The 14,928-nt window shown below is 62.0% G+C and carries 14 protein-coding genes; 9 read left to right on the top strand and 5 right to left on the bottom strand.

What is annotated here, in order from left to right:
• Nucleotides 1-294: 294 nt before the first annotated feature.
• On the top strand, nucleotides 295-750 hold the full coding sequence (locus tag DMO26_RS03580; protein ID WP_117190659.1) for an RrF2 family transcriptional regulator: 456 nt from the start codon (nucleotides 295-297) through the stop codon (nucleotides 748-750).
• A gap of 33 nt (nucleotides 751-783) precedes the next feature.
• Here the strand turns inward: DMO26_RS03580 and DMO26_RS03575 are convergent, their stop codons facing one another.
• Both DMO26_RS03575 and greA read right to left on the bottom strand, forming a co-directional pair.
• Entirely contained in the window at nucleotides 784-1,539 is a 756-nt protein-coding gene (locus DMO26_RS03575; protein ID WP_117190658.1) for a carbon-nitrogen hydrolase family protein, read from the bottom strand.
• A 15-nt stretch (nucleotides 1,540-1,554) separates the two neighbouring features.
• The gene (greA, locus tag DMO26_RS03570) at nucleotides 1,555-2,037 is read right to left on the bottom strand and encodes a transcription elongation factor GreA (protein WP_117190657.1); all 483 of its coding nucleotides are present in this window, start codon (nucleotides 2,035-2,037) and stop codon (nucleotides 1,555-1,557) included.
• Between the two features lie 325 nt (nucleotides 2,038-2,362).
• On the opposite strand from greA, the gene DMO26_RS03565 reads away from it, so the two are divergent.
• From DMO26_RS03565 to DMO26_RS03530, 8 genes are all read left to right on the top strand, one after another.
• Nucleotides 2,363-3,412, top strand: coding sequence for a sulfate ABC transporter substrate-binding protein (locus DMO26_RS03565; protein ID WP_117190656.1), 1,050 nt, complete (start codon nucleotides 2,363-2,365; stop codon nucleotides 3,410-3,412).
• Between the two features lie 13 nt (nucleotides 3,413-3,425).
• On the top strand, nucleotides 3,426-4,283 hold the full coding sequence (gene cysT / locus DMO26_RS03560) for a sulfate ABC transporter permease subunit CysT (protein ID WP_117190655.1): 858 nt from the start codon (nucleotides 3,426-3,428) through the stop codon (nucleotides 4,281-4,283).
• Nucleotides 4,276-5,154 carry a sulfate ABC transporter permease subunit CysW gene (gene cysW, locus DMO26_RS03555; RefSeq protein WP_117190654.1) on the top strand — a complete coding sequence of 293 codons (879 nt, stop codon included), beginning with the start codon at nucleotides 4,276-4,278 and terminating at the stop codon, nucleotides 5,152-5,154. The genes cysT and cysW overlap by 8 nt, the downstream gene beginning before the upstream one ends.
• 13 nt (nucleotides 5,155-5,167) lie before the next feature.
• On the top strand, nucleotides 5,168-6,205 hold the full coding sequence (locus DMO26_RS03550; protein ID WP_117190653.1) for a sulfate/molybdate ABC transporter ATP-binding protein: 1,038 nt from the start codon (nucleotides 5,168-5,170) through the stop codon (nucleotides 6,203-6,205).
• 257 nt (nucleotides 6,206-6,462) lie between these two features.
• Nucleotides 6,463-7,782, top strand: a complete 1,320-nt coding sequence (locus DMO26_RS03545) for a phosphatidylglycerol lysyltransferase domain-containing protein (RefSeq protein ID WP_117190652.1) — start codon at nucleotides 6,463-6,465, stop codon at nucleotides 7,780-7,782.
• Nucleotides 7,779-9,140 carry a virulence factor family protein gene (locus tag DMO26_RS03540; RefSeq protein ID WP_117190651.1) on the top strand — a complete coding sequence of 454 codons (1,362 nt, stop codon included), beginning with the start codon at nucleotides 7,779-7,781 and terminating at the stop codon, nucleotides 9,138-9,140. The genes DMO26_RS03545 and DMO26_RS03540 overlap by 4 nt, the downstream gene beginning before the upstream one ends.
• A gap of 110 nt (nucleotides 9,141-9,250) precedes the next feature.
• Nucleotides 9,251-9,664 (top strand): DUF6152 family protein, encoded by a 414-nt coding sequence (locus tag DMO26_RS03535; protein WP_117190650.1) that lies wholly within the window; start codon nucleotides 9,251-9,253, stop codon nucleotides 9,662-9,664.
• Between the two features lie 19 nt (nucleotides 9,665-9,683).
• Nucleotides 9,684-10,154 carry a DUF6644 family protein gene (locus tag DMO26_RS03530; protein ID WP_117190649.1) on the top strand — a complete coding sequence of 157 codons (471 nt, stop codon included), beginning with the start codon at nucleotides 9,684-9,686 and terminating at the stop codon, nucleotides 10,152-10,154.
• 92 nt (nucleotides 10,155-10,246) lie between these two features.
• Here the strand turns inward: DMO26_RS03530 and betA are convergent, their stop codons facing one another.
• From betA to betC, 3 genes are read right to left on the bottom strand one after another with little or no spacing between them, the layout of a single operon-like run.
• A complete protein-coding gene (gene betA, locus DMO26_RS03520; RefSeq protein WP_117190648.1) occupies nucleotides 10,247-11,899 on the bottom strand; it encodes a choline dehydrogenase in 1,653 nt (550 codons plus the stop codon).
• 28 nt (nucleotides 11,900-11,927) lie between these two features.
• Nucleotides 11,928-13,391: a betaine-aldehyde dehydrogenase gene (betB, locus tag DMO26_RS03515; protein WP_117190647.1), complete on the bottom strand. Its 1,464-nt coding sequence runs from the start codon at nucleotides 13,389-13,391 to the stop codon at nucleotides 11,928-11,930.
• Between the two features lie 13 nt (nucleotides 13,392-13,404).
• Complete coding sequence (gene betC, locus DMO26_RS03510; RefSeq protein ID WP_117190646.1) at nucleotides 13,405-14,928, bottom strand: choline-sulfatase; 1,524 nt, start codon at nucleotides 14,926-14,928, stop codon at nucleotides 13,405-13,407.

Raw genomic sequence — 14,928 nt, 5'->3', positions numbered from 1 at the left:
TTCTTCCCATGGGCATGCGGAGCAAATATCTCTCCAAAGCCTGCCTCACACAGAAAACCTGCCGCCTTAACCAAAAGTGACCGATTTTATCTCCGGAAATGCCCGCAGCGGTTTGTAATTTCTCAAGTTTTGAGCTATCCCCGATGTATGACCATAAGGCAGGATTTCCGCTTGTGGTCATGCACCCCCTGAGCGCTTTCCGGCGAACCCGTGGATGCCCATGAATTGAGCTGATTTGAACGGCGTTGTGAGGTATCCCGCCTCGCGACGGCGCTGTTGTCTAATGGTTGCGTGATGATATCCCAGAAAGCGAAATACGCGCTCAGGGCGCTTGCTGCCCTGGCGCAGTCCGATCCCGACGCGCCGATGCTGATCTCCGAGATCGCCGTCCAGCAGAGCATCCCGAAGAAGTTTCTGGAACAGATCCTGCTCGACCTGAAGCGCTCCGGCATCGTCGTCAGCCGCCGCGGCAAGCAGGGCGGATATCTTCTCCTGAAGCCCGCCGACGCCATCACTTTCGGCGAGGTGCTGCGTCTGGTGGATGGGCCGATCGCGCCGCTGCCGTGCCTGTCCCAGACCGCCTACCGCAAGTGCGAGGATTGCGACGGCGAGCATCTCTGTGAAATCCGCCACGTCTTCGCCCGCGTCGCCGACGCCACCCGCGACGTGCTGTTCAACACGACGATCGCCGATGCGGTCGAAGGGGCAGGCGAAACCAAGGCTCCGGTCCGCGAACTCTTGACGGCGTAAGCCCTCCTGCTTCCATTCGGCAAGGAATCCTTGCTAATCAGACACCGGCGGGCCGACAACCGGCATGTCGAAAACCGGCAATCCCGGCTTCTCCAGCGGAAGCTGTGCTGCAACCCGGCCTTCGGGACTGAGTACCGCCGTCGGTCCCCAGGCGATGCGGCCATCCCTTTCGCCGGTGACGTCCGAGGATATCAGCCACAGGCCGGTCTCGCGGCATCGTTCGCCGCGCACCGCATTGTGGACATCCCTGAAGATCTCAGCCTTCGGCCGCGGCATCATATTGTTGGTCGGGCAGACGATCAGCGACGCGCCGAGATCGGCGATCCGCCGCGCCGCCTCCGGAAAGTTCGTATCGTAGCAGATATTGATCCCGAAACGCAGGCCGTCGGCCTCGAAGACGGCCTGATCGCGGCCGGCGTCGAAGATCTTTTCCCCGGGAAGCAGGTGGACCTTCCGATAGCGGCCGACGAGCGCACCTTGCGATATCACCAGGGCCGTATTGAAGAGCCGGCCGTCAGCCGCCTCGATCATCCCGACGACGATCGTTGGCCCGGTTTTGGGAAACCGCTGCAGCATCGCCGCAAATTCCGGCGAGGAAAGGTTCAGCGCGACGCGGCGTGCAATCGCCTCGTCCAGAAGATAGCCTTGAAGGAAAGCTTCGGGAAAACACAGGAGGCTCGCGCCCTCGGTCTCGGCTTGCGCTGAGAAATCATTAAGGCAGGCAAGCGCCTGATCTATGTCGTTGCGGAATTCCGGCGTCTGGGCGGCGGCGATCCTGACGGTCTTCATGGGTTTGCAGCCGCCTCACGCTATCGCCGTTATTTCCAGTTCCTGCCCTGCGACAGTCACCACATCTCCGACAGCCTTGCCGGTGAGCGCGCGAGCGACCGGCGAAACATAAGAAATCGATCCCGTCTTGGGATCGGCCTCGTCCTCTCCCACAATGCGATAGGTCTGTACTCGTCCGTCTTCGCGGCTGAAAGTGACCGTGCTGCCAAAAGCGACGGTCTCGAAGGAGACGGGGTCCGGAACGACCTGAGCCGTACGGACCCTTTCCGAAAAATACCGCACATCGCGCAGCGGCCCTCCCACCTGCCGCCGCCGTTCATTCACGTCGTCGATGGTGCTTGCGGTCTCGTAGGCCTCGCGAGCTTCCCGCAGCTGCAATTCCAGAGCCCTCAACCCGGCCTCGGTGACGAGGTTCGGGTGAGGGGAAATCGGACGGTCGGGCAGCAGGGTTTCCGAAGCGGTTTCGGCACTTTCTTCCTTGGTAAAGGCAACGCTCAATCTCGAACTCCGTTCAGGCGCAGCGGAATGTCTTGTCGGTGACGCGGTGGCGCCCGGCCGTCCAAACCCTATATAGGCAACCGGCGGCGACGAAGAATATCCAAAAATCTATTTCGCAACGACGGGAAATTCCCATTGTGGCCGGATTGTGTTTTTGCAAAGCGGCATTTTCCCGACGCTTGCGTTCTGCTGCACCGCTCACGGTTAATGCTTTCTTTGCTGCCCGTGCCCTGAAGAGGGAAACAGTTTTGCCTTCCTTTCGGCCTTGATTGACTAAGACGACTTAACCGATAGAGTTTTGGACGAAACTACAGGAGGGAACGTCATGTTCAATTTTGTCCCGGAAATCGCGCGGGGACTGGCGAAGCAGCTAGGCGCCATCGCGCTGGGCGTGTCTCTGGCGGTCGGAACCGTTGCGCCGGCTTTTGCTGCCACCCAGCTCCTCAACGTGTCCTACGATCCGACCCGCGAACTCTATAAGGATTTCAACGCGGCCTTCGCAAAATACTGGAAGGCGCAGGGTGGCGATGACGTCACCGTCCGCCAGTCGCATGGCGGCTCCGGCGCACAGGCCCGTTCGGTCATCGACGGGCTGGAAGCCGATGTCGTGACACTGGCGCTCGAAAGCGACATCAACGCCATCGAGAAGTCCGGCAAGATCAAGGCCGGCTGGCGCGACCGCCTGCCGAACCATGCCTCGCCCTACACCTCGACGATCGTCTTCCTCGTCCGCAAGGGCAATCCCAAAGGTATCAGGAGCTGGGGCGACCTGGTGAAGGGCGACGTGCAGATCGTGACGCCGAACCCGAAGACGTCCGGCGGCGCCCGCTGGAACTATCTTGCCGCCTGGGCCTGGGCGAACGAGGAGTACAAGGGCGATCAGGCGAAGATCAAGGCCTATGTCGCCGAACTCTACAAGCGCGCCCCGGTGCTCGATACGGGCGCCCGCGGCTCGACCGTCACCTTCGCGCAGCGCCAGATCGGCGATGTTCTGCTTGCCTGGGAAAACGAGGCTTATCTTGCCGGCGAGGAATTCGGTAAGGATGCATTCGAGATCGTCGTCCCGCCGCTCTCCATCCTCGCCGAGCCGCCGGTCGCTATCGTCGATGCCAATGTCGATGCCAAGGGTACCCGCAAGGTGGCGGCGGCCTATCTGCAGTATCTCTATTCTGACGAAGGCCAGAACATCGCGGCTAAGCACTTCTATCGTCCTTCGAAGCCGGATGTGGTAAAGCCTGAACTTCTGAAGGCGCTGCCGAACATCAAGCTCGTCACCATCGACGATCCGATCTTCGGCGGTTGGAAAAAGGCGCAGCCGGAGCACTTCGGTGACGGCGGAATTTTCGACCAGATCTACAAGCCTGCTGGGAAGTAAGTCGGGATATTAAATGACTGATACCGCCGCCGTCGCGTCCGCGCGTTGGCGACTGAAACGGCCGAGCATCATCCCGGGTTTCGGGTTGACGCTCGGCTTTTCGCTCGTCTACCTGTCGCTGATCATTCTTATACCCATCGCCGGTCTGTTCTGGCGAAGTGCTGCGCTCGGATGGAGCGGCTTTTTTGCCGTTCTGACGGACGAACGAACGCTTCGTGCACTTTATGTCTCTTTCGGCACCGCCTTCGTCGCCGCCCTGGTCAACGTCGTCTTCGGCGTCATCACCGCCTGGATGCTGACGCGCTACGATTTCCCGGGTCGCCGGTTGATCGATGCCATGGTCGATCTGCCGTTTGCGCTGCCGACCGCCGTCGCCGGCATCGCATTGACCGCGCTTTATGCGCCGCAGGGCTGGATCGGCTCGCTCTTCATGCCCTTCCGCATCGCGTTTACCCCGCTCGGCATCGTCGTCGCGCTGATCTTCATCGGCCTGCCTTTCGTGGTGCGCACGGTGCAGCCCGTCATGGAGGAGATCGACCGCGAAGTGGAGGAGGCGGCCGCGACGCTCGGCGCCAACCGCTTTCAGACGGTGAGCCGGGTCATCCTGCCGGGGCTGGCGCCGGCGATCCTGACCGGCTTCGCGCTCGCCTTCGCCCGCGGAGTGGGGGAATACGGTTCGGTCATCTTCATCGCCGGCAACATTCCTTACGTCTCGGAAATCGCGCCCCTCCTCATCGTCATCAAGCTCGAGGAATTCAACTATGCGGGCGCGACCGCGATTGCCACGATCATGCTCCTGATCTCGTTTGCCATGCTCTTCGTCATCAACCTTATCCAGGCGTGGAGCCGCAGGAGGTATGGCAATGCCTGACCCCCTCCGCACCGCGTCCGGACGCTCGCGCGCGTTTCGAAATCCCGCCGATGAGGGGTTGGGGGCAAAGATCATCCTCATCCTTCTGGCCCTGGCTTTCCTGGGCTTCTTCCTTGTCCTGCCGCTGGTCTCGGTTTTCGTGGAGGCCTTCCGCAAGGGCTGGATGGAATATTACGAAGCGCTGGTCGAGCCAGATGCAGCCGCCTCGATCCACCTGACGCTGATGGTCGCCGCGATCGCCGTTCCCCTCAATCTCGTCTTCGGCCTCTGTGCTTCCTGGGCGATCGCCAAGTTCGAGTTCAAGGGCAAGGCTTTCCTGATTACCCTTATCGACCTGCCGTTCTCGATTTCGCCGGTCATTTCAGGCCTCGTCTACGTGCTGCTCTTCGGCAGCGGCAGCCTGCTCGGCCCGCTTCTGAAGAGCTGGGGCATCGAGATCTTGTTTGCGGTGCCCGGCATCGTGCTGGCGACGGTGTTCGTCACCTTTCCTTTCGTGGCGCGCGAGCTCATCCCGCTGATGGAGGACCAGGGCACCGGCGACGAGGAGGCGGCGCTGTCGCTCGGCGCCTCCGGATGGCAGACCTTCTGGTACGTTACACTCCCGAATATAAAGTGGGGCCTGCTCTACGGCGTGCTTCTTTGCAATGCCCGTGCCATGGGCGAGTTCGGCGCCGTTTCGGTCGTTTCCGGCCGCATCCGCGGCGTCACCACCACCATGCCGCTGCATGTCGAGATACTCTATAATGAGTACAACATGGTCGCGGCCTTTGCGGTGGCCTCGCTGCTCACTTTCCTGGCACTCGTCACGCTCGCGCTCAAAACCCTTCTCGAACTTCGGTTCGGTGCCGGCAATGCCGGCGGCAGACATTAAGAGGTCCAGTCCTTTGGAAGTCACCATCAACAACATCCGCAAGGAATTCGACCGCTTCCCGGCGCTGAACGACGTGTCGCTGAAAATCGCGTCAGGCGAGCTCATCGCGCTGCTCGGCCCTTCCGGCTCCGGCAAGACGACGCTTCTCCGTTTGATCGCCGGCCTCGATTTTCCGACTGCCGGCAAGATTTTCTTCGGCGAGGAAGACGCTTCGCACCATTCGGTGCAGGAACGCAATGTCGGCTTCGTCTTCCAGCATTATGCGCTGTTCCGGCATATGACGGTGGCGGAAAACATCGGTTTCGGCCTCAAGGTGCGACCGGCTTCGACCCGGCCCGCAAAGGCCGAAATCCGCCGCCGCGTCTTGGAACTTCTCGATATGGTGCAGCTCGGAGGGCTGGAAAAGCGTTATCCGAACCAGCTTTCCGGCGGCCAGCGCCAACGCGTCGCGCTTGCCCGCGCCATGGCGATCGAGCCGCGCATCCTGTTGCTCGACGAGCCCTTCGGCGCTCTCGACGCGAAGGTCAGGAAGGAGCTGCGCCGCTGGCTGCGCGAATTCCACGACCGCACCGGCCACACGACGGTTTTTGTCACCCACGATCAGGAAGAAGCACTGGAACTTGCCGACCGGGTCGTGGTCATGAGTCAGGGCAGAATAGAGCAGGTCGGCTCGGCGGACGACGTTTATGACCGTCCCGGTTCGCCCTTCGTCTTCTCCTTCATCGGCGAATCCTCCCAACTGCCGGTCGAGGTGAAGGAGGGCGCCGTCCTCTTCCAGGGGCAGCCGATCGGCATTTCCGAGCCGGCAGGCGGGGTAGGGGAGCTGTTCTTCCGCCCCGAGGACGTGGCGCTCGTGGATGCGCCGGATGCGCTTTTTGGCAAGGTGACCGCATGCCGACGGCTCGCCGGCACGCGCATCGCCGAGATCGACATCGCCAATGACGGTCATGCGCCCTATCACGTCGAGATCGAGGTGCCGCTTCACGCGCCGATCGAACTCGGCAGTGAAGCGCGATTCCGTCCGACCCGCTGGAAGGTGTTCCGCAAATAGGTTAAAATCCCAACTGCCCGTCGCCCGCGCCTCGCAGGGCCGGGAGAGAAGGGGTGCATCCACGCGTTTCGCGATGCACAAAACTCCCGCAGCCCTTGTTGCGTGGCGTTTTGGGCGCAATCACGAAAAGTTTTTCAAAATTGATATGCGTCAATTTTTGCTTTGCAAAAACCAGATAAATAGACCGCGGACGCAAGCTTCGGTCAATTACCGATGGCTAATATAATGCGTAACGATTGTTCCGTAGCGGGTAACCTATGGCAGATATTGCCCATCTAGACGACGCATCTGAGCCGATAAGCGATGCGCCGGCCAAGCGGTCGGCGAATTTTGCGCTGGCGGTTGCAAAAATCCTGCTCAATCGCCTCATTCCGGACCGCGATGCTATTCTGTCCTTCAGCGTCGCCTTGTTCGTGCTGTTCCTGTCTGTGTCGCTTCTCCTGGAGGAAACGCTTGCCAGTCTCGGCTGGGGTCTCGTTCTGTCGGGCTACGGCATTCACGCGCCGACGGGCCTTGCCATGTTCCTGCTGGTCGGCACCCTTGCGACCAACCGGCTGCGCCGTCCCGCGCCCTGCCGCCGGCCGCCGTCGCGCGAGGACCTTGATCGCGCCGTGGAAATTCTCGACACTCAGCCGAATGCCAGCGCCGGCCTCGTGCGTCTCGGCGACAAGAAAGTCCTGTTTTCCGATTGCGGTACGGCCTTCATCATGTATGCGCAGCAGGGCCGATCCTGGGTGGCGCTCTTCGATCCCGTCGGTCCGCGCAAGGCCTGGGCCGGCCTGGTGGTGAAATTCATGGAAGCCGCCCGCAAGGTCGGCTGTCGCGCGGTCTTTTATCAGGTTTCCCCCGATTTCCTGCCCTACACGGTCGAGGCGGGCCTGAAGCCGTATAAGCTCGGCGAGCAGGCGGTCGTCGACCTGACGAAATTCGATCTCAAGGGCGGCGCGTGGCTGAAGTTGCGCCGTTCGATCAACCGCGCCGTCCGCGACGGGCTCGAATTCTCGATGATCAAGGCCGACGACGTGCCGGGCATTCTCGACGAACTGCTCTCGGTCTCCCGTATCTGGCTCGAGGCGCAGAATGCAGCGGAAAAGGGCTTTTCGCTCGGAACGTTCCAGCCTGCCTACGTCGCGACCGGCCCTGTGGCGGTGATCCGTCTCGAAGGCCGTATCGTCGCCTTCGCCAACATCCTCTGCGCTTCGTCCCATGGCGACGCCTTCATCGACCTCATGCGCCACATTCCCCATACCCATCGCGGCATGATGGACCTGCTCTTCGTGCGGATCATGGAACACATGAAGGTCGAGGGCTTCAAGACGCTCAATCTGGGCATGGCGCCGCTTGCAGGGCTTTCCACCCACAGCAAGGCGCCGCTCTGGAACCATGTGGGCGAGCGTATCTTCATGCATGGCGAGCGCTTTTATAATTTCCGGGGCGTGCTTGCCTTCAAGGAAAAGTTCGATCCGGAATGGCATCCGCGTTATCTCGCCGTTGCCGGTGGCGGCATGCCGGTCGTCTCTATCCTCGACGTCACCATGCTGATTGGCGGCGGGCTGAAGGGCCTTTTGCGTAGATGAAGGTCCTGCCGATCATCCTGGCAGGCATTACGCTCTTCGCGGCGATCGTGAATCTCGTTTCGGATCCGGATCTCGATACCAAAAGCCTGCCGACATCGCGCATTTCCTATCCGGAAGGCAAGGCGACCGGGGTCGTCGTGCTCCTGTCGGATGGCGAAGGCTGGTCCGACCGGGAAGAGCAGACGTCGCACGCCCTGACGAAAGGCGGCGCCCTCGTGGTCGGGGTCGATCTGCCGGAATATTATTCCGCGCTCGAAGCGGAGCAGGATGATTGTCTTTATCTCGTCTCCGACATCGAGAACCTGAGCCAGCAGCTTCACCGCTCGGCGGAAATTTCCACCTATCATCCGCCCGTTGTGGCGGGCATCGGCGACGGCGCCACGCTGGCCCTTGCCATCGCCGCCCAGACGCCGGACAGCACCATTGCGGAGACATTGGCGGTCGATCCCGAGACCACAATCCCGCTGTCGACCATTCTCTGCACCCCCGCGCCGAAGACGCCGGTGCCGGGCGGCACCGTCTACGGATTGACGGAAGGCGACCTGCCGAACCCGGTCCGGGTGATCTTCAGCGCTGGGGCCGCCGCCGCAGGCCGGGTGCATGCGGAGGATCTGCAGGACACCCATCCGGCGATCGAGATCGATGATGCCGCGGAAGGCGCCGACGCCGCCCTTCTGCGAAACCTGTCGGCGGTGGTGGACCGGCTCTCGCGGGCTGCGTCGCCGCTCAACCTGCCGATCGTGCCGATCGAGACCAGGCCACGCCACAACATGATGGCCGTCATCTATTCCGGCGACGGCGGCTGGCGCGATATCGACCAGCAGCTCGGCGCCTATATGAAGGAAGAGGGCATCCCCGTCGTCGGCATCGATGCGCTGCGCTATTTCTGGAGCGAGAAGACGCCGGAGCAGACGGCGGCCGACCTCTCCCGCATCATCAAGGCCTATCGCGCCCGGTGGAAGGTCGATAACGTTCTGCTCATCGGTTATTCCTTCGGTGCCAATATTCTGCCGGCCACCTACCGGCTTCTGCCTGAGCCGGACAAGCAGACCGTCTCGCTGGTTTCGCTCCTGGCGCTTTCGCATCAGGCGGATTTCGAGATCGACGTCAGCGGCTGGCTGGGCTTTGCCGGCGCCGGCAAATATGGCGATCCGGTCGAAGATCTCGCCGGGATCGAACCCTTCAAGATCCAATGCGTCTACGGCCTCGAGGAAGAGGACAGCGGCTGCCCGGCGGTGAAGGAGATCAAAAGCGCCCAGGTGCTGGCCCGCGAAGGAGGCCATCATTTCGACGGCGACTACCGGGCGCTTAACCGGCTGATCATCGACCGCGCCATGGCGCTGACGGCCACCAACTGACGGCTCTTCAACAAGGCGTGAAACCTCTGGTCATCGACCGGAGGCCTCCACATTTTCCGGCATATGATCCGGAACAGAGGAGAGCTGTCCCCATGTCCCCGTTTGCCCCTATGTCCCTGTCTGCAAGATTCCCGTCTGCGAATTATCCGCACACGCTAACCCGCATTCTTGCCGGAACCGCAACCGCCGCAGCCCTTGCCGGCACGGCCGCCGCTCATCACGGCTGGTCCTGGGCCGAGGTCGATCAGATCGACCTCAAGGGCACCATCCATTCGATTTCCTTTGCCCCGCCGCATCCGACGCTCGAAGTCCGGGCCGAGGACGGCATATGGCGTGTCGAACTCGGCAATCCGAACCAGACCCAGCGCTCAGGCTTCGTGGAAGGGCAGGCCAAGGTCGGAGACCGGATCACCGCCACCGGCAACCGTTCCGAGGATCGCAACGAAAAACGCATGAAAGCGGTGCGCATCGTCGTCGCCGGCAAGACCTTCGACATCTATCCGGAACGCATCAGGACGAACTGAGCAAGCCGGGGAACTCGAGATGGAGTTTCTCGCGCCGCTCGCCGAAACACCGCTCGCGCGGGCGCTGATCGCCTCCTCGACACTCTATCTGCTGGTCAACGCCGTACATATTCTCGGCATCGCGATGCTGTTCGGCGCAATTCTGGCGCTCGACCTCCGCCTCCTCGGCCTTGCCCCCACGGTGCCGCTGGCCGAGGTGGCGCGCTTTCTCTCGCGACTTGCAGGGGTGGGTGTCGCGCTGGCTATCCTGACGGGCTTCTGTCTCTTTACCGTCCGGCCAGTGGAATATGCTCAGAATTCCGCGTTCCTGGCTAAACTCGGTCTCATCGCGCTTGCCCTGATCAACGTCGCAGTCGTCCATTTCGGCAGCGGATGGCGGCACGTGTTGGCCGGCGGTGTGCCAAATCCGGCGATCCGTATGTCCGCTATTGTTTCGATAGCCATATGGATTGCGACCGTAGTCGCTGGAAGATGGATTGGGTTTTTGTAGATTGGATTTCATTCCATGCTTCTGGTGACCCGCAATACCAAGGATTTCCCCGCTGAAGCCCCCGGCATTCGAATTCCATACGTGCTCTGATATTACCGGTCGCTCACCGCAGCCCGCGGATTGATCCAAGGCTCCTGGTTGCTGCGCGGCAGCGGTGGCTTGCCGAGGATGTGGTCGGCGGCCTTTTCGCCGGTCATGATCGACGGGCCGTTGAGATTGCCGTAGGTGACATGCGGGAAGATCGACGAATCCGCGACGCGCAGTCCGTCGATACCGATCACCCGGCATTCCGGGTCGACCACGGCGAGCGGGTCGTCGGCGCGGCCCATGCGGCAGGTGCCGCAGGGATGGTAGGCGCTTTCCAGATGCTGTTTGAGGAAGGCATCGATTTCCTCGTCCGTCTGCACCGCTTCGCCCGGCTGGATTTCCGGCCCGCGATAGTCGTCGAACGCCTTCTGGCTGAAGATCTCGCGGGTCAGTCGCACGCAATGGCGGAATTTTTCCCAGTCCTCGGGATGGCTCATGTAGTTGAAGCGCAGCACCGGCTCCGCCTTCGGATCCGCGGAACGCAGGGTCACCGAGCCGCGCGATTTCGACAGGTTGTAGCCGACATGCACCTGAAAACCATGACTTTTCGCCGCCGCGCGCCCATCGTAGGAGATCGCCACCGGCAGGAAATGATACTGGATATCCGGCTGTTTCAGGCCCGGGGCCGAGCGCAGGAAGGCGCAGGCTTCGAACTGATTGGAGGCTCCGAGCCCGCCCTTCGACAGCACCCATTGCGCGCCGGCCACGCCCTGCCAGAACCAGGGCAGCCAGGAATAGAGCGATACCGGTTTCGTGGAGACCTGCTGGAAATAGAATTCCATATGGTCCTGCAGATTGGCGCCGACTCCCGGCCGGTCGGCTTTCACCTCGATGCCCACCGCCTTCAAGTGTTCGGCAGGGCCGATGCCGGAGAGCATCAGCAGTTTCGGCGAGTTGAAGGCGGAGGCGGCGACGATCACTTCGCGGTTCGCCTTGACGATTTCCTTGACGCCACGCCGCTCGACTTCGACGCCCGCCGCCCGGCCATTCTCGATCACCACTCTGTTGGCGAAGCCATAAACCAGTTCGACATTCGGCCGTTTCAGCGCCGGCTTCAGATAGGCGTTCGCAGCCGACCAGCGCCGGCCGCGATAGATCGTCTGCTCCATCAGCCCGAAACCTTCCTGCTTCGAGCCGTTATAGTCCTCGGTCATTTCGAAACCGGCCTGCCTTCCCGCGTGGATGAAAGCGTGGAAGAGCGGGTTGGTCACCGGCCCGCGCTGCACATGCAGTGGCCCGTCCGTGCCGCGCCAGCCTTCCTCGCCGCCGTGGGAATGTTCCATGCGTTTGAAATAGGGCAGCACGTCCGCATAGGCCCAGCCGGTTGCGCCGAGGTCCGCCCAGCGATTGTAGTCTTCCGCGTGTCCCCGCACATAAACGAGCCCGTTGATCGACGAAGATCCGCCGATCACCTTGCCGCGCGGTGCGGTGATGCGGCGGTTGTTGAGGTTCGGCTCGGGCTCGGAGAGATAACCCCAATTGTAGCGCTTCATGCTCATCGGCCAGGCAAGCGCACCCGGCATCTGGATGAACGGCCCGAAATCCGTACCTCCTGCCTCGATGACGATCACCGAATGTTTTCCATCCTCCGACAGGCGATAGGCCATGGCCGAACCTGCGGAACCGGAACCGATGATGACGAAATCTGCCTGAAGCATGTTTAATGTCCTCGAGACCTGACCGCCCTCAATACGGCGCCTCGACCGGCCCCATGCCGACATAGACGGTCTTCAGCTCCGAATAATGCTCCAGCGCGGCCAGCGAATTCTCTCGCCCAAAACCTGATTGCTTCGACCCGCCGAAGGGAATTTCCACCGGGCAGAGATTGTACGTATTGATCCACAGCGTGCCGGCCTCAAGCCGATCCGCCACCCGGTGCCCGCGCGTCAGGTCGGCGGTGAAGACGCCGGCCGAGAGGCCGAATTCCGTAGCGTTGGCGCGGGCGATCACCTCGTCCTCGCCGTCGAAATCGAGCACGCACATGACAGGTCCGAAAATCTCCTCCCGCGCGATGGTCATGTTGTCGGTGACGTCGGCGAACACGGTCGGCTGGATGTAGTAGCCTTCACCGGTGACATGGTTCGGAATGCCGCCGCCGGTAATCAGCGCGGCACCTTCCGCCTTGCCCTTGTCGATATAGGACAGCACTTTCTGCCGCTGGTCGAAGGAGACCATCGGGCCGAGCTGGGTGGCCTCGTCCAGCGGATCGCCGATGACGATCTTTTCCGTCCGTGTCTTGAGCCGCGAGAGGAACGTGTCCTTGATCTTCCTCTGAACGAAAACGCGTGTCCCGTTGGAGCAGACCTGGCCCGTCGAATAGAAATTGCCGAGCATCGCCCCGCCGATGGCGCTGTCGATATCCGCATCGTCGAAGACGATCAGCGGCGACTTGCCGCCGAGTTCCATCGTCACATGCTTGAGATTGCCGGCGGCTGAGGCCGCCACCTTGCGGCCGGTCGGCACCGAACCGGTCAGCGAAACCTTGGCGACGTCCGGATGGTTGACGAGCAGCGGCCCGGTGTTCCGGTCGCCCTGGATGACGTTGTAGAGCCCCTTCGGCAGGCCGGCTTCGATCAGGATCTCGGCGATCTTCAACGCGCCGAGCGGTGTGTTTTCCGATGGCTTGAAGACCATCGCATTGCCGGCGGCGAGCGCCGGCGCGCCTTTCCAGCAGGCGATCTGCTGGGGATAGTTCCAGGCGCCGATGCCGACGCAGACGCCGAGAGGCACCCGCTTCGTATAGGCGAAATCCCGCCCGAGCGGGATGTGGGAACCATTGAGGCCGGCGGCGATCACGCCCCCGAAGAATTCGAAACTGTCCGCCCCGGACGTCGGGTCGGCGACGATCGTCTCCTGGATCGGCTTGCCGGTATCGAGCGTCTCAAGCTCGGAGAGTTCGCGGTTACTTTCGCGCATGATCTCGGCGGCGCGCTTCAGGATGCGGCCGCGCGCCGTCGGGCTTAATCCCGCCCATTCCGGCTGGGCGCGCTTGGCGGCGGCGATCGCCCTCTCGACGATCGCCGGTGTCGCCGCGTGCAGCCGGGCGATCACTTCGCCGGTTGCCGGGTAAAGGCTTTCGATGACGGCGCCTTCGGTGTCCTCGACATATTCGCCGTCGATGAAATGACTGGCGATCGGTTGGGCTTTCATCTCGTTCTCCCCGTTATTCCCCTCTAGGATAACGCTTTGATTCTTCAAGAATATCAAGGTTCATATGGTTGCGCATGTAGCGCTCCGAGGCATCCCGTAGCGGCTGGTGGTCCCAAGGGTAATAGGCGCCGTTCCTCAACGCCTCGTAGACCACCCAGCGCCGCGCCTGGCTTTCGCGCACCGCGGCGTCGAAGGCGGTCATGTCCCATTGTGCCTTCCGCCTGGTCCGAAAGCCTTCGAGAATATCGGCATGCGCCGGATCGCCGGCAAGGTTCGTGAGTTCCTTCGGGTCGGCCTCGAGATCGAAGAGCTGTTCCGGGTCCAGCTCGCAATGGATATATTTCCACTTGCCCTCGCGGATGCCGACCAGCGGCGCATAGGAACCTTCCGCCGCATATTCCATCAGCACCGGGGTTACGCGCGGCGCGCCATCCATCATCGGTTTGAGGCTTTCGCCATCCGTCCAGGGTTTTATCTCTTCCATGGAAATCCCCGCGAGATCGCAGAGCGTCGGGGTGACGTCGAGGTTGGAAACCGGCGCCATATGCAGGGCGGGGGCAACACCCGGCCCGGCGATCATCAGCGGCACGCGCGCCGAACCTTCGAAGAAGTTCATCTTGAACCACAGCCCGCGCTCGCCCAGCATATCGCCGTGGTCGGAGCAGAAGACGATCAGTGTGTCGTCCAGCATCCGGGTGCGGGAAAGCGTGTCGATCAGCTCGCCGACCTTCTCGTCGATATAGGAAATGTTGGCGAAATAACCGCGGCGGGCGCGGCGGATATGCTCCTCGCTCACCTCAAAGTTCCTGTAGTCGCAGGAAAAGATGATCCGCTGCGAATGCGGATCCTGTTCCCCCAGCGGGATCTCGCCGATCTCCGGCAGAAGGTGTTTGCAATCCTCGTAGAGATCCCAGAACTTCCGGCGCGCCACGTAAGGGTCGTGCGGATGGGTGAAGGAGACGGTGAGGCACCACGGCCGCCGGCCGGCGTCGTCGCGCTCGCGGGCGAGATGATAGAGCTTCTGGTTGGCGAGGAAGGCCACCTCGTCGTCATATTCCATCTGGTTGGTGATCTCGGCCACCCCTGCGCCGGTGACGGAGCCCAGATTGTGATACCACCAGTCGATCCGCTCGCCGGGCTTGCGGTAGTCCGGCGTCCAACCGAAATCGGCCGGATAGATGTCGGTCGTCAGCCGCTCCTCGAACCCGTGCAACTGGTCCGGCCCGACGAAATGCATCTTGCCGGAAAGCGCCGTGTAGTAGCCCGCGCGGCGCAGGTGATGCGCGAAGGTCGGTATCGAGGAAACGTATTCCGCCGCATTGTCGTAGACCCGCGTCCGGCTCGGCAATTGCCCGGCCATGAACGAGGCGCGGGCCGGCGCGCAGAGCGGCGAGGACGTGTAGTTGTTGGCAAACCGCGCCGAGCGGGCCGCGAGCGCTTTCAGGTGCGGCGCATGCAGCCAGTCCGCCGGCCCGTCGGGAAACAGCGTGCCGTTCAACTGGTCGACCATGACGATGAGGATGTTGGGCTTGTTCAT

Source organism: Rhizobium terrae, from assembly GCF_003425685.1.
GTDB classification, from domain to species: Bacteria; Pseudomonadota; Alphaproteobacteria; order Rhizobiales; family Rhizobiaceae; genus Neorhizobium; species Neorhizobium terrae.
Note: the sequence above shows the minus strand (reverse complement) of the source record. Positions and strands in the feature narration are given on the sequence as shown.